Annotated in this window: 15 protein-coding genes; 5 read left to right on the top strand and 10 right to left on the bottom strand. The window is 60.9% G+C overall.

What is annotated here, in order from left to right; all coding sequences use genetic code 11:
- Positions 1-18: 18 nt before the first annotated feature.
- A complete protein-coding gene (locus J3P96_RS12215) occupies positions 19-192 on the bottom strand; it encodes a DUF6026 family protein (RefSeq protein WP_305500661.1) in 174 nt (57 codons plus the stop codon).
- A gap of 273 nt (positions 193-465) precedes the next feature.
- Between J3P96_RS12215 and gnd the strand changes: the two genes are divergently transcribed.
- The 4 genes from gnd (at position 466) to nhaA (ending at position 5,072) form a co-directional block, all read left to right on the top strand.
- Positions 466-1,446 (top strand): phosphogluconate dehydrogenase (NAD(+)-dependent, decarboxylating), encoded by a 981-nt coding sequence (gene gnd, locus J3P96_RS12220; protein WP_434657401.1) that lies wholly within the window; start codon positions 466-468, stop codon positions 1,444-1,446.
- Positions 1,443-2,963, top strand: coding sequence for a glucose-6-phosphate dehydrogenase (zwf, locus tag J3P96_RS12225; RefSeq protein ID WP_434657404.1), 1,521 nt, complete (start codon positions 1,443-1,445; stop codon positions 2,961-2,963). Before gnd ends, zwf begins: the two co-directional genes overlap by 4 nt.
- Entirely contained in the window at positions 2,960-3,781 is an 822-nt protein-coding gene (locus tag J3P96_RS12230; protein WP_434657406.1) for an HAD family hydrolase, read from the top strand. The genes zwf and J3P96_RS12230 overlap by 4 nt, the downstream gene beginning before the upstream one ends.
- A 145-nt stretch (positions 3,782-3,926) precedes the next feature.
- On the top strand, positions 3,927-5,072 hold the full coding sequence (nhaA, locus tag J3P96_RS12235) for a Na+/H+ antiporter NhaA (protein WP_434657408.1): 1,146 nt from the start codon (positions 3,927-3,929) through the stop codon (positions 5,070-5,072).
- A gap of 114 nt (positions 5,073-5,186) precedes the next feature.
- Here nhaA and J3P96_RS12240 read toward each other — a convergent pair whose 3' ends face one another.
- On the bottom strand, positions 5,187-5,453 hold the full coding sequence (locus J3P96_RS12240; RefSeq protein WP_030142711.1) for a hypothetical protein: 267 nt from the start codon (positions 5,451-5,453) through the stop codon (positions 5,187-5,189).
- A gap of 341 nt (positions 5,454-5,794) precedes the next feature.
- Between J3P96_RS12240 and J3P96_RS12245 the strand changes: the two genes are divergently transcribed.
- Positions 5,795-7,120 carry a sigma 54-interacting transcriptional regulator gene (locus J3P96_RS12245; RefSeq protein WP_434657410.1) on the top strand — a complete coding sequence of 442 codons (1,326 nt, stop codon included), beginning with the start codon at positions 5,795-5,797 and terminating at the stop codon, positions 7,118-7,120.
- 121 nt (positions 7,121-7,241) lie between these two features.
- Here the strand turns inward: J3P96_RS12245 and J3P96_RS12250 are convergent, their stop codons facing one another.
- The 8 genes from J3P96_RS12250 to pnuC all read right to left on the bottom strand — a co-directional run bounded on the left by J3P96_RS12250 (position 7,242) and on the right by pnuC (position 13,652).
- The gene (locus tag J3P96_RS12250; RefSeq protein WP_434573842.1) at positions 7,242-8,525 is read right to left on the bottom strand and encodes a hypothetical protein; all 1,284 of its coding nucleotides are present in this window, start codon (positions 8,523-8,525) and stop codon (positions 7,242-7,244) included.
- Between the two features lie 47 nt (positions 8,526-8,572).
- On the bottom strand, positions 8,573-9,319 hold the full coding sequence (locus J3P96_RS12255; RefSeq protein ID WP_434630581.1) for a hypothetical protein: 747 nt from the start codon (positions 9,317-9,319) through the stop codon (positions 8,573-8,575).
- Positions 9,320-9,375: 56 nt separating this feature from the next.
- The gene (locus J3P96_RS12260; RefSeq protein ID WP_434657413.1) at positions 9,376-10,056 is read right to left on the bottom strand and encodes a C39 family peptidase; all 681 of its coding nucleotides are present in this window, start codon (positions 10,054-10,056) and stop codon (positions 9,376-9,378) included.
- Between the two features lie 137 nt (positions 10,057-10,193).
- On the bottom strand, positions 10,194-11,159 hold the full coding sequence (locus tag J3P96_RS12265) for a heme utilization protein (RefSeq protein WP_434657414.1): 966 nt from the start codon (positions 11,157-11,159) through the stop codon (positions 10,194-10,196).
- 60 nt (positions 11,160-11,219) lie between these two features.
- Positions 11,220-11,798, bottom strand: coding sequence for an adhesin (locus tag J3P96_RS12270; RefSeq protein ID WP_434657416.1), 579 nt, complete (start codon positions 11,796-11,798; stop codon positions 11,220-11,222).
- A gap of 1 nt (position 11,799) precedes the next feature.
- The gene (locus tag J3P96_RS12275) at positions 11,800-12,258 is read right to left on the bottom strand and encodes a hypothetical protein (protein WP_434657418.1); all 459 of its coding nucleotides are present in this window, start codon (positions 12,256-12,258) and stop codon (positions 11,800-11,802) included.
- A gap of 306 nt (positions 12,259-12,564) precedes the next feature.
- A complete protein-coding gene (locus tag J3P96_RS12280) occupies positions 12,565-13,092 on the bottom strand; it encodes an AAA family ATPase (protein ID WP_434657421.1) in 528 nt (175 codons plus the stop codon).
- Positions 13,089-13,652, bottom strand: coding sequence for a nicotinamide riboside transporter PnuC (gene pnuC / locus J3P96_RS12285; protein ID WP_434657423.1), 564 nt, complete (start codon positions 13,650-13,652; stop codon positions 13,089-13,091). Before pnuC ends, J3P96_RS12280 begins: the two co-directional genes overlap by 4 nt.
- Positions 13,653-13,760 lie beyond the last annotated feature (108 nt).

Below are 13,760 nucleotides of genomic sequence, written 5' to 3' on the forward strand. Positions count from 1 at the left end.
CTTGCCCGGAGGACAGGATCAGCGAGCCAAAGCCTGGCCCTGGTGTGAGAGCTGTGCGTGTTGCAACTGCATGCGCAACTGCGTCACTTCATCAAGCAGCAGATCACGCTCTTCCTTCAGCAGGCGTAATTCGTCGCGACGAATGGTCACATAAAGGGTTTGTGGAGGACGTGCGGTAACGACAGGGCCCATTGCTCACCTCGCAAATGGCTACATCAACTAGAGAGATGTCGTCAGTTTCTTGGCGACAATTCTTTATCGGCACCAATTCTGAATACTTTTGCCCGTTGATGGAACTTTTTTATTTTTCATGGTCGGCGTGTCTTCGACCGGTTTTTGAACGTTATCCTTTGTGATCGGGCGATTTACCCGGAAACTATGCGGCAATGCTCTGGACTAACCTCCACAAGTCACCTTGAGCTAAACCTTTGACACACCTTTATTTGTAGTAGGGAGCATCAGCACATGCAACTCGGGATCATTGGACTGGGCCGCATGGGCGGCAATATTGCGCGGCGCCTGATGCTCAATGGGCACACCACCGTCGTCTATGACCGCAATGCCGCTTTTGTCGAAAACCTGAGCCAGGAAGGCGCGACGGGCGTCGCGGATCTGCCGGCGCTGGTCGCCGGGCTGCAGAAGCCTCGGGCTGTCTGGGTCATGCTGCCCGCCGGCGCACCCACCGAAGACACCATCAACGTGCTTGGCGAACTGCTCGAGCCAGGGGACGTCATCATCGATGGCGGCAACACGTACTACAAGGACGACATCCGACGCGCCCAGGCGCTGTCGGAAAAAGGCTTGAACTACATCGACGTCGGTACCTCCGGCGGCGTCTGGGGCCTTGAGCGCGGCTATTGCATGATGATTGGCGGCGACACCGAAGTCGTGCGGCGCCTGGACCCGTTGTTTGAAAGCCTGGCGCCGGGCATGGGCGATATCCCGCGGACCCGTGACCGCAAGTCTGACGACGACCGCGCCGAACGCGGCTACATCCATGCGGGCCCGGCCGGTTCCGGTCATTTCGTCAAGATGATCCACAACGGCATCGAATACGGAATGATGCAGGCCTTCGCCGAGGGCTTCGACATCCTCAAGACCAAATCCAGCGAAAGCCTGCCACCGGAGCAGCGCTTCGACCTGAACCTGGCCGATATCGCCGAAGTCTGGCGGCGTGGCAGCGTGGTTTCGTCCTGGCTGCTGGACCTGACCGCGGATGCGTTGGCCAGCGATCCGAAGCTGGATGGCTTCTCCGGCGAAGTCGCCGATAGCGGGGAAGGGCGCTGGACCATCGAAGCGGCCATCGAACAAGCGGTGCCGGTGCCGGTGCTGTCCAGTTCGCTGTTCGCCCGTTTCCGTTCACGCCAGCAAGCCACGTATGGCGACAAGATGCTCTCGGCGATGCGCTTTGGCTTCGGTGGCCACGTGGAGACGCCGAAAAAATGACCTCGATCGGCAGGAAGTCCAAGGCAGAACCCGCGCCACCGACCACGCTGTTCCTGTTCGGTGCTCATGGAGACCTGGTCAAGCGCTTGCTCATGCCGGCGCTTTACCACCTGAGTCGTGACGGGCTGTTGGGGGATGGCCTGCAGATCATCGGTGTCGACCACAACGCCATCAGCGACGTGGATTTTGCAAAAAAACTCGAGGATTTCATCCGTAACGAAGCGGCGAGCAAGGGCGGCGACCCCGACCACGCGCTCGATCCGGTGCTCTGGGCCAAGCTGGCCCGGGGCATCAGTTACGTCCAGGGTGATTTTCTCGATGACAGTACTTACGAAGCGCTGGCGGCGAAGATCGCCGCCAGCGGCACCGGCAATGCGGTCTTCTACCTGGCGACCGCGCCACGCTTTTTCAGTGAAGTGGTTCGCCGCCTCGGCGCGGCCGGGCTGCTTCAAGAGCAGGATGACGCCTTCCGGCGCGTGGTGATCGAAAAGCCGTTCGGCTCCGACCTGCAAACCGCCGAGGCGCTCAACGCCTGCCTGCTCAAGGTGATGAGTGAAAAACAGATCTACCGGATCGACCATTACCTGGGCAAGGAGACGGTGCAGAACATTCTCGTCAGCCGTTTCTCCAACAGCCTGTTCGAGGCGTTCTGGAACAATCACTACATCGACCACGTACAGATTACCGCCGCCGAGACCGTCGGCGTGGAAACCCGTGGCAGCTTTTATGAACATACCGGTGCCCTGCGGGACATGGTGCCCAATCACCTGTTCCAGTTGCTGGCGATGGTTGCGATGGAGCCGCCGGCCGCGTTCGGCGCCGACGCGGTGCGAGGCGAAAAGGCCAAGGTGGTGGGCGCAATCCGGCCCTGGTCGGTCGAGCAGGCGCGGGCCAACTCGGTGCGCGGCCAGTACACGGCGGGCGAGATCAACGGCAACCCCGTCAGCGGTTACCGCGAGGAAACCAACGTAGCGCCCGACAGCAGCACCGAAACCTACGTTGCCCTCAAGGTCATGATCGATAACTGGCGTTGGGTAGGCGTGCCGTTCTACCTGCGCACCGGCAAGCGCATGAGCGTGCGTGACACGGAAATCGTCATTTGCTTCAAGCCGGCGCCTTACGCGCAGTTTCGTGACACCGAGGTCGACGAACTGCAACCTACGTACCTGAGAATCCAGATTCAGCCCAACGAAGGCATGTGGTTCGACCTGCTGGCCAAGCGGCCCGGGCCGGCACTCGACATGGCGAATATCGAATTGGGCTTTGCCTACAAGGACTTCTTTGAAATGCAGCCGTCAACGGGTTACGAAACCCTGATCTACGATTGCCTGACGGGCGACCAGACGCTGTTCCAGCGTGCCGACAATATTGAGAACGGCTGGCGCGCGGTGCAGCCGTTCCTTGATGCCTGGCGAGAGGATGCAACCGTCCAGCCGTACCAGGCTGGCGAGGATGGCCCGGCGGCCGCCCACGACCTGTTGACTCGCGATGGTCGCGTCTGGCATGGCCTCGGATGACTGATCAGTTGAAACGTCCTATCCGCTTCCTGCTCAGTGACATGGACGGCACGTTGTTGCTTCCTGACCACAGCCTCAGCCAGCGCACCATCGAAGCCGTCCGCTCCTTGCGCGAGGCCGGCGTGCTGTTCAGCCTCGCCACCGGGCGTCCGCCCCGGGCGATGTTGCAGCAGATCGAAGCCCTGGGCGTCGACCTGCCCACGGCGGCGTTCAACGGCGGTACGCTGGTGCACCCCGATGGCAGTTTTCTCGCCGTTCATTACTTGCCGCCTGAAGCGGCGTTGAGCACCCTGGCCCTGTACGCCGATCAGCCGGGCATCGAGGTCTGGGTGTTCGCCGATGGCGAGTGGCTGGTGCGCGATGCCCACGGGCCGATGGTGCCGGTTGAAACCCGTGGCCTGGGTTATCCACCTTTGGAAGTGGAAAGCTTCGAGCCTTACCTTGAGCGCATCGACAAAATCGTTGCGACCAGCGCCAATACCGATCTCCTGGTCGAACTGGAGGCTCGCTTGCATCCGCTGCTCAAGGGCCAGGCCCAGGTCTCGCGTTCGCAGCCGATCTACCTGGACGTGACGGCGATGAAAGCGAACAAAGGGGAAGCCCTGTCGACCCTGGCGCAATTCCTCGGCGTGCCGCTGGAACAGACCGCTGCGATGGGGGACGGTGGCAACGACCCGGCGATGTTCCATCGCGCGGGGCTGTCGATTGCCATGGGGCAGGCGGAAGAGGCGATCAAGCGTCAGGCTGACGTGATCACCGCCGCCAATACCGAGGACGGCGCGGCACTGGCGATCGAGCGGTACATCCTGCCGCGCTGACATCTCCACCCCTGAGCTGAATATTGTTTTCGCCAAGTTGTAAGACAACTGCCCCGGTGGCTCAAGTATTGAGTAGAATCCGACGCTGATCGGATTACGGGAGGAAACAATGGGGAATAGCTCAAATCAGGGCGGTGATACGCGCATGGCCACGCCACTGGAACGCTTCATGCAATCGGAGTCTTCGGGCGGCATCGTGCTCATGTTTTCAGCGCTCGCCGCGCTGATCGTAGCAAACAGCCCACTGTTCGCCAGTTACACCAGCGCGCTGCATGCCTCTTTTCTGGGTATGTCCGTGGAGCACTGGGTCAACGACGCATTGATGGCGATATTCTTCCTGTTGGTCGGCCTCGAAATCAAGCGTGAGATGCAGATAGGCGAGTTGGCCAAATGGAGCCAGAGGGCGTTGCCGGGTTTCGCTGCGCTGGGGGGCATGATCGTCCCCGCCCTCATTTACGCCTGGATCAACAGGAACTCCTCCGAAACGCTGGCCGGTTGGGCCATTCCCGCGGCAACCGACATTGCATTTGCGCTGGGCGTGCTCTCGTTGCTGGGCAATCGAGTGCCGCTCTCCCTGAAGGTCTTCCTCTCTGCGCTTGCCATTCTGGATGACCTGGGCGCGGTCGCTATCATTGCGGTGTTTTATACCGGCGGCCTGGACGTGACCATGTTAGCGGCCTCCGCTGGGGTCATTGCGGTATTGCTGGTCATGAACAAGGCCGGAGTCACGAGACTGCTGCCCTATCTGGTTTTAGGCGTGGTGTTGTGGGTACTGGTTCTCAAATCAGGTGTACATGCAACACTGGCAGGCGTCGCACTTGCCTTTTGCATCCCGCTGAACAAAGACGCCGATGAAGCGGATTCTCCCTCCCTCAGGCTTGAACAGCGCTTATCGCCGTGGGTGGCTTTCCTCATCATGCCGGTTTTCGGCTTCGCCAACGCTGGCGTCTCCCTGGCGGGTGTGTCATTAAGCACTCTGCTTGAACCGGTGCCATTGGGGGTCGCTGCGGGATTGTTGCTGGGCAAACAGCTGGGTGTATTCACCTTCGCGCTGATTGCGATCAAGACAGGCCTGGCGCAAATGCCGACCCACAGTTCGTGGCGGCAGGTGTACGGCGTGGCGTTGTTGTGCGGGATAGGGTTCACGATGAGCCTGTTTATCGGCAACCTGGCGTTCCCCGGCGCGCAGTTACTGATTGATGAGGTGAAGGTTGGCGTATTGGCCGGTTCCACCCTGGCCGCGCTCGCGGGCATTCTGGTGCTGCGGTTCTGCGCTTCTTCCAAGGCATGAAGAAACAAGCCCGCAGCATAGGGTAATGTCATCTACAAAAAAACGGCGCTTGTCCAGAAATGGAAAGCGCCGTTTTTTGTGTTCAAGAAAGACCCGGTCTTTCTTGCAGGAAAGTTATTCCGGCATCGACCACGATTGCAGTTTATAGCCTTCCTGGCTCAGCTCGGCACGGGCCTGCTTGAGCAGGTCGGCAAGTTGCGCCGGGTCCGTATAGGCACTGCTGGGGATCTGGGTCCGGCCGATGTGGGTGTTGGTGCGGTCGATGACGGTCAGGCTGAGTTCGCCGTTACCGTCTTGTGGGGCCCAGGCCACGCATTGGAAAGGACGGAATGCGCGGTCGGCAATCAAAAGAGCTTCGTTGATACGGAGCGGGGCGTTCATGGCGTTATCTCTCAATAGTGCCCAATCAAATGATCTGCCGTCGGTTGGGCGTACCGTGCGGCTGGTTACTTGTACTGATGTCCCGAACCCGGGAGCAGGTCACACAATCGATGAATAAATTTCGATTTTCTTTCAGACCAGGCTTTCGGACTTTTGTTTGAAAGGGGGATGAAAGATTCGCAGCGAGGTGAACTAACGAAACGCTCGCTTATAACCGGTTCTCTGATGTCCTGATAACTAATCGATACAAGCAAGTGTCAAGTTCTTGCTACTGTTACATGCAGGTTCGCCAAACGCCTGTTTCTAATCATATTTCCTTATTTTGGCGCCAAGGATCAGTCGTGATTGAAACCAGTGCGTTGCGTCGTCTGCTCGTGGTCGATCCTTGCGATGATTGCTATCGCCTGTTACCGGGCCTGCGCGACATCGGTTGGGACGTCGACAGCTGCTCCCTGGAACACGCCAGCGACCGGACGTGTGACGTCGGCTTGTTGCGCCTGCAGCCTTTTCACCTGGAGCGTCCCGAGGCCGTCAAGGAATTGATTCGCCGCAGCGGCGCCGAGTGGATCGCCGTGCTCAGTCAGGAAGTGCTGCGCCTGCAAAACGTCGGCGATTTTGTCTGCGAATGGTTTTTTGACTTCCATACCTTGCCGTTCGATGTCTCCCGCGTCCAGGTGACATTGGGCCGGGCGTTCGGCATGGCGCGGTTGAGGGGCCGGGGCGCGGTTCACATCAATCAGCCTGAACATGAGCTGCTGGGCGACAGCAAGCCGATTCGCGAACTGCGCAAATTATTGGGCAAGCTGGCCCCCGCCGAGTCGCCGGTATTGATTCGTGGTGAAAGCGGCACGGGCAAGGAGCTGGTCGCGCGCACCCTGCATTGCCAATCGCACCGGCGTAACAAGCCGTTCATTGCCATAAATTGTGGCGCGATCCCCGAGCACCTGATCCAGTCCGAGCTGTTCGGCCACGAGAAGGGCGCTTTCACCGGCGCTCATCAACGCAAGATCGGACGGATCGAAGCCGCTCATGGCGGCACGTTGTTTCTCGATGAGATCGGCGATCTGCCGTTGGAGCTGCAGGCCAACCTGCTGCGCTTTTTGCAGGAAAAGCACATCGAGCGTGTAGGCGGCAGCCAACCGATTGCCGTCGATGTGAGGGTGCTGGCGGCGACGCATGTCGACCTGGAGGCGGCCATCGAGCATCGGCGTTTTCGTGAGGACCTGTATTACCGCCTCAACGTCTTGCAAGTGGTCATGGCACCGCTGCGCGATCGCCATGGCGACCTGTCGATGCTGGCCAGCCACTTTGCCCATTTCTATAGTCACGAAACCGGTCGCCGGCCGCGCAGTTTCAGCGAGGACGCGCTAGTGGCGATGGGCATGCACGACTGGCCCGGCAATGTGCGGGAGCTGGCCAACCGCGTCCGTCGCGGCCTGGTGCTGGCCGAAGGACGGCAGATCGAGGCTCGCGACCTTGGCCTTGTCGGCCAGCAGGGCGTCGCCGCACCGATGGGGACCCTGGAAGACTACAAGACCCGCGCCGAGCGCCAGGCGTTGAGCGATGTGCTCAACCGCCACAGCGATAACCTCAGCGTGGCGGCCCGCGTACTGGGCGTGTCGCGGCCGACGTTCTATCGGCTGTTGCACAAGCATCAGATTCGTTAGAGCCGCGCCTGCGCAAAACCTGTGGGAGCGAGCTTGCTCGCGATAGCGGTCCTCCAGTCAACATTAATGCTGGCTGAGAGGGCTTCATCGCGAGCAAGCTCGCTCCCACATGGGACCTGCCTTAGAAGTAATACGGCAATTTCAGGCTGAAGGTGAAGTCCGGCGCATCGTCGGTCAGCCCGATGGACAGGTTGGGCACGATGGTCAGGTTGTCGCTGGCGGCCACCGTCATGCCGATGTTGAAGTACCCGGCGTTGGCGTCGCTGGAGACCACCGATTCCCAGTCCCCGCCGTCCTGCTTGAGCTTGCTTTTCTTCTGGATCAGGTCCGAGACCGAGAACGACATGCTCATCTTCTCGTTCAGGGCAAAGGCGATGCCCGCGCCGATCTGGAAGCTGTCGCCGATGCGCACCTTGCCTGGCACTTCCTGGTTGACGGTGGAACTGATGTCGTCGAACGACTCTTCGAAGTTGTGGGTGTAGGACAGGCTGCCGAACAGTACTGCCGGGTCGAAGGTCTTGACCAGGGATATCCCGGGCGTGATCGACCACACGCCGTTACCGGTGGGCAGGTCTTCCGGCACGAACAGGTTGGTGTTGGCCTGGGACTGGCGCAGCTTGATGCCGAACGGATCCTTGCCGGTGGGTGCCTTGACGCGCAGAGTCACCACCGCGTCCGGGCTGTTGACCGATTCATCCATGAACTTGTACGCAATGCCGAAATTGACGTCGCCGATGGTGGGGTCGCGGGTCACCGTTTCTTCGCTGGTGACGCCGGCCGCGCCCTGGTTGGCGCCACCGGACTGGTAGGTGGACTCGCGGTAGATCACCGGCACGTTGAGGTCGAACTGCCAGCGATTGTCGAAGTTGTAGCGACCGGTAAGGTCCAGGGTCCAGGTGTCCGCCTTGATCCGGTCCAGGTTGATGTTGCCAAGGAAAATCGAATCCAGGGCCAGGAAGCCGTTGAGAATCAGTTGCCGGGTGTCGTAGCGCGAGTAGGTCACGCCGGTTTCGAAGCTGAATTTGCCGCCGCCGAAAAAGCCGCTGGCTTCGTCATACAGGTTGGAGACGCTCTGGGCCGGTTGCGAGTCGTCGGCCAGGGATTGCCCGTAACCACTGCCACCCGCCGTTGCCGCGCCGCTGCCGGCCACGCCTTGGTTGCCTTTCATGTCGGCGGGAGATTTGGCCAGGCGCTTGGGCGGCGGGGCGGCGGGTTGATCCTCGACCTGGCGGACTCGTTGTTCGAGTACCGCCAGGGCTTTTTGCTGGACCTCGTAGCGTTGCTTGAGCTCGAGAAGTTCTTGCTTCAGGGCCTCGATGTCCGCGTCGGGTGCCGCTTGCAGCACGGTCGCCGGAAACATCGTGCTTAAACACATCACAGCGCGCAACGATACGGATCGATACATGAAATATGCCGTCCCTAGTTAGCCCAATGATCGGAGATCAGCGTAGTTCAATATCCGAGGTTTCGAAGGCCACGCAGCTGCGTCAGGTTGCAGTCCAATGCCCCGGCGCTGGGGCCGTTGCTGTTCAGCACCACGTTGAGCTGGGTCATGTTGTTGACCAGGTTGCCGTTGCCCAGCAGGCGGGTGTTTTGCAGCAAGCCGCCCTGGGCAACCTGTTGCAGGGTGCTGCCCTGGTTGTGGTTGGCCTGGATTGCCATCTGCACACCGCTGCCGGTGGCGGTGACCGCCACGCTGCCGGCGGCGTTGCTGCCGCTGATGGTCTGGCCCTTGTCGAGCAATTGGCCTTGGGCGGGCGCCAGGGCAGGTGCCTGGCTGCTTTCTTTTACGTTGATGCTGACATTGTTGTACGCGCTGTTGCTGTCGCCGGCGGCGCGCACGCTCTGGGTTACGCCCTGGCCCGAGCCGAGACCGGCGCCGCCGGTGATTGTGCCGCCACCCTGTTCCGGGGCGCTGCCGTTGCCGGTCTGCTTGATCGTGGAGACGTAGAACTGCGGTTTGACCGTTGCAGCCTGGATCTGCATGGAACTGGAAGCGCCGATCAGGTCGCCACTGGCGTTGCGCCAGGTGCTGCTCATGACGATGCCAAAACTGATGACTCGTCCGGGCATGACGTAGCGACCGCGCAGCTCGGCGAGCTCCTGGTCCTGGACTTCGATCGGTTTGAAACCGGCGTGGGCAAGACCCGACGTCGTTGCGGCCAGGCAGGCCAGCGTGAGCCAGTATGAGCGTTTCATCTGTTGCTCCCGGAGCGTCCTGCTCCTTTTGTTTTTTATTGGCAGTTGTTCGGCGATTAGAAAAAGTCGCTCTGGATGAAGCCGAAATCCATCAGTTCCGCGTCCTTGACCGGATTAAAACCGTCCAGCTTGTTGCGCGCTGTCAGAGGTTGCGGAGGGCTGCGCAAGGCGTTGGTCTTGTCATAGCCGGGGCCGACGATGGCGAAGACAATGCCGTTCCAGCCTTTAACGAATTCGTCATGGGCGTAGCGTTTGTGGCCAAGCACCGGGTCGGCGATATACACCCATCGCTTGTCCGCTCGCTGCAATACCACGAAGTGCTTGTAGCCGCGAATTTCCATCAGGACCACGACCGGGATCGTCACCGCGGCGAGTTTTTCCGGTGGTATCCGATAGCCGCGGGCGCGCATGCCGATGGTTTCCACGTAGCGCTTCATGTCCAGCATGGAGAAACCCTGGGTGCGGACCAGATCCTGGTCGGCATTAACCAGCATGCCCTTGATGACATGCTCTTCGTCGACGTCCAGCCAATAGGCCTGGCGCAACACAGTGGCCAGCGCCGCGGCGCCACAACTGAAATCGGTCTTCTGCTCGACGATGTCGCTGAACTTGCGCTCGCGTACGCTTTGCACGGGTTTGTAGACCAGCATGCCGCCAAGCAGGGCGGCGACCGGCATCTGCGCGGCTTCGGTCACGCCGGCAAGCAAAACCAACAGGCAAAGGGCAGTCGCACGCATGGTCGATACGCCTAGTGATACCCAGGGAAAAGCCCCTGTGGGAGCGAGCCTGCTCGCGATAGCAGTGTGTCAGGCAACACCAAGGTCACTGATCCAATGCCTTCGCGAGCAGGGCTCGCTCCCACAGTGGTACTTTTTTACATGCAAGCCTTGCAGCCGGCAGCAATCGACAGCGAGTTGCTTTGCTGGTTGCCCACGCCCGCCGACACGTTGGCGCCGCCGTTACCGGAGAAGCCGTTCATGGAGTTGGTCATGGTGGCGTTGTTGTAGACCGGATTTTTCCAACCGTCGCGAGTCAGCACCTGTTGGGTATTGCTGCCGGCCAGTTCGAAAGTGCCCACGGCGGAGAACTTGAACTTGTCGTCATCGTGACCACCACCGTAGCCGCCCTTGTTGCCCCAGCCGCCGTCATCCTCGACGGTACCGGTGCCTTTGGCCTTGAAGGTGCCGGAAGCCTCGGAGGTGCTGGTGAGGGTGTCGGTCTTGTAGGTCCGCACGCCTTTGTTGTCGACGACAAGGCCGGTGGAGGACTGGTCGGCCGCGGCGGAAGCCTGGGCGACGCGGCCGCCCGATACGGCGATGGCCAGGTTGTTTTTCTGCTGGTTGAAGTTGCCGGCGGTCACGTTGATGCCGATGTTGCCGGAGCCGTTGTTGCCCGCGCTGGTGAGCGAGGCGTTGTTCTGCGTCGAGTTGTTCTTCACATAGTTGTTGTTATTGACTTGTGTGGCGCTGGACGCTGCGACAGCCGCGCCGAAGATGAAGCTCTCGTCGGCGGTGGCCAGGGCGGCGGCATTGTCTTGCTGGTTGCCGTCGCCGGCGGCGATGTTGGCGCCCATGTTGCCGTTGCTGCCGTTGAGCGAATCAGTGGCTTCAGCGGTGTTGCGGGTGGCCTGGTTGGTTACCACGTTGCCATCGCTGTTCTGCTCGTCCAGCACCGTGGCCCCAGCGCCGGCGCTGATGGAAAGCAATTGATCCAGCGTTGGCCCTTGAGGGCCGTGGTTGCCATGACCGTTGCCGTGGCCGTTTCCGCCGGCCTGCGCAGCCATTGCCATGACAGCGGCGAGAGCGAAAACCAATGGTTTGAGCGCCATTGTAGGTTTCATGGTGTTTCTCCTTGCGTGTCGTTGGTTAAGTGTCGGTACGTTCTTATCCACTGCGCCGGATCAGTCTGCGACCCGGATGCTCAGGGTGTTGGCCATGCGGTTCCCCACCCCGGCACTCTGGTTCACCTGGATCACCCCTCGGCTGCCGGTGAAGGCCTGGTCGCTGGTGGCGACCTGGCGACTGCCGGTTGGGGTGTCAGTTGCTCCCGAGTTCGGTACCAGCGCCACGTTCTGTTGGGAAAGGGCACTGTCGTCCATGCTCTGCGGGTGGGCGCTGATGCCCACTCGCATGACATTGGCCATCTGGTTGTTGGCCCCGGCGGACTGGTTGACGCCCAGTACGCCGTTGCCATTGGTGAAAGAATTGCCGCCGATACGCGCGCTCGCGTTCATCCCCGGCTTGGCCGGCGTATCGAGGCGCTGGTGCACGACGGTGCTTGCGTGGGCATCGGTGCCGATGGCGATGGCGCGGGTGTTGGTCTGCTGGGTCTGGTCGCCGGCCGCCTGGTTGACGTTGAAATTACCGGTGTAACGACCGCCGGAATTTTCCAGGTCGGCCTGGTTGACCACCGCCACGCCCGGGGCGGCGAGCACGGTGGAGCTGCCGAGCAGGGCAACCATGAGCCAGGTTGGATTCATCTCACTGGCCTCCCGCCAACCGACCCAGAGGGGCCAGGCCGGAACTCAGCGAGCGGTTGATGGTGCCCGAGATGGCGCCACCGCTGCCGCCACCGCTGCCGCCACCGTGGCCGGCACTCATGCCCGGCATGCCGTTGGGGTTGGTCACGACATTGACGCCCTGCACGCCGGTGTTCGGGGTGATGGTGTTGCGGATTGTCGAGCCGCTGGCGACACCGGCAAATTCGCCGTCGCTGAGCTCGGTACTGGCGGTCGCCTGGTTGATCCGGACGGACGGATTGGCATTGACGGTGGTCGGGTAGGGGTCTTTGCCGCCATTGCGACCGAAATGAACCGGTTGCACGTCGCGGTCGAGTACGATGACGCCGTTACCCTCGGCCTGGGCCGGTAAGCTGAGCGTCGCACCGGCGGCGCAGCCAATCACTAACAGACAGGTCAAGCTTCTGTTGAAAGTCCCCATGACATCATTTCCTTGTTCACTGGACGCTGGCCCTAGTCAGCGTTGCGAAGGGAAAGAGCAGGTGTTGTGCCGGATTCTGGAAAACCAATGGATTCAATGGCTTGGCTGATGGGTAAGGTTTCCATCGCGAAACCTGTTTCATCGTTGAGACAGCCTCATGGGCTGCAAAGGGCCATCTGCTGTCGTTTGGCTATGATTTGAGCCCTGGGGCACGGTGTTTCAGTGACTTGACAGTCAGGGCCGGAACGCCGCGAGGTGGCCCTGGATCCGGGTTTGAGGCAGTCGTGATGTTTCAGGGATGAAACATCATCGAGCCTGGAGGAGCTGCGAAACCGCTGCAAACACCTGCTCGCGCCGCTGCGCCCAGTCGCCCTCGACTTTGAGGAACGCTTGCCGATGGCGCATCAGCCAGTGCTCGATCGCCTCGAAAAACGCCAGCCGTTCCGTCAGCGCTGGCTGGCAGCGCAGGCCATCGCCGACCCATTCGACCTGCTCGGGGCTGAGCAGCAGATGCAAATCGTAATGGCGCGCCAGTAAGGCGGGTTCGAGCCAATCCGGGCAATCATCGAACAGGGTCTGGCTCCAGAGGATATTGCTCAACAGATGGGTATCGAGGATCAGCAGCGCCGGCTGCCGGGCGCGAGTCGCGTCTTCCCAGGCGAGTTGCCCGGTAGCGATATGGGTGATGTCGGCCAGGCAGGTATCACGCTGGGTTTGCTCCATGAAGTGGCGCACGTATTCGTCCACCCGCAAACCACCAAAATGCGCCTGCAGTTGCCCGGCCAGCCAGCTTTTGCCGCTGGATTCCGGGCCGGTCAGTACCACTACTTTCATGTGCGCAGGGCCGGGTCGGCGCGCCATTCCCGCCAGCCTTGCACCGCCAGCAGAGTGAACAGCGCATAAAGCGCGGCGGTCAGGTACAGGCCCTTGTAGACGAACAGGCCGACGAAAATCACATCCAGGACGATCCACAGCGGCCAGCACTGCACACGCTTTTGCGCCATCCACCACTGGGCCACCAGGCTGAAACCGGTCAGCGCCGCGTCGAGCCAGGGTTGGGCGGCGTCGGTCCAATGCGCCATGGCCGCCCCGAGCATCAGACTGCCCGTCGCACCGATGGCGAGGCTGAACAGTACTGACGGCGTACCCAGATACGTCACCTGCCGACCATGGTGATTGTGTCCGGCGCGGGTCCACTGCCACCAGCCATACAGTTGCAGGACGGCGTAGACCATCTGCAAGAGCATGTCGGAGTACAACTTCACGTCGAAGAAGAACCAGCTGTACAGCAGCACCATGACCAGGCCGATCGGCCAGCACCAGGGATTCTGCTTGACGGTCAACCAGACAGCGATCACGCCGAGGGCTGCGGCAAACAGTTCAAGCCCGGACATGGCGGTTCCTTGGGGAAGACGAAGGGGGCAGGGATTGTAAACGTTATGGCGGGCGGAGCTCCAATCCTGGTGCTGGCTGTGCTATCGCCTTCGCGAGCAGGCTCGCTC

It is taken from the genome of Pseudomonas sp. R3-56, assembly GCF_051132075.1.
Taxonomy (GTDB): Bacteria; Pseudomonadota; Gammaproteobacteria; order Pseudomonadales; family Pseudomonadaceae; genus Aquipseudomonas.

Bases quoted from the DNA above. Each gene is read 5' to 3' on its own strand.
- pnuC (WP_434657423.1), bottom strand. From the start codon at position 13,652: ATGTCCGGGCTTGAACTGTTTGCCGCAGCCCTCGGCGTGATCGCTGTC.
- J3P96_RS12255 (WP_434630581.1), bottom strand. From the start codon at position 9,319: ATGAAACGCTCATACTGGCTCACGCTGGCCTGCCTGGCCGCAACGACG.
- J3P96_RS12260 (WP_434657413.1), bottom strand. From the start codon at position 10,056: ATGCGTGCGACTGCCCTTTGCCTGTTGGTTTTGCTTGCCGGCGTGACC.
- J3P96_RS12240 (WP_030142711.1), bottom strand. From the start codon at position 5,453: ATGAACGCCCCGCTCCGTATCAACGAAGCTCTTTTGATTGCCGACCGC.
- J3P96_RS12270 (WP_434657416.1), bottom strand. From the start codon at position 11,798: ATGAATCCAACCTGGCTCATGGTTGCCCTGCTCGGCAGCTCCACCGTG.
- gnd (WP_434657401.1), top strand. From the start codon at position 466: ATGCAACTCGGGATCATTGGACTGGGCCGCATGGGCGGCAATATTGCG.
- nhaA (WP_434657408.1), top strand. From the start codon at position 3,927: ATGGCCACGCCACTGGAACGCTTCATGCAATCGGAGTCTTCGGGCGGC.
- J3P96_RS12215 (WP_305500661.1), bottom strand. From the start codon at position 192: ATGGGCCCTGTCGTTACCGCACGTCCTCCACAAACCCTTTATGTGACC.
- J3P96_RS12230 (WP_434657406.1), top strand. From the start codon at position 2,960: ATGACTGATCAGTTGAAACGTCCTATCCGCTTCCTGCTCAGTGACATG.
- J3P96_RS12265 (WP_434657414.1), bottom strand. From the start codon at position 11,159: ATGAAACCTACAATGGCGCTCAAACCATTGGTTTTCGCTCTCGCCGCT.
- J3P96_RS12250 (WP_434573842.1), bottom strand. From the start codon at position 8,525: ATGTATCGATCCGTATCGTTGCGCGCTGTGATGTGTTTAAGCACGATG.
- J3P96_RS12280 (WP_434657421.1), bottom strand. From the start codon at position 13,092: ATGAAAGTAGTGGTACTGACCGGCCCGGAATCCAGCGGCAAAAGCTGG.
- J3P96_RS12275 (WP_434657418.1), bottom strand. From the start codon at position 12,258: ATGGGGACTTTCAACAGAAGCTTGACCTGTCTGTTAGTGATTGGCTGC.
- zwf (WP_434657404.1), top strand. From the start codon at position 1,443: ATGACCTCGATCGGCAGGAAGTCCAAGGCAGAACCCGCGCCACCGACC.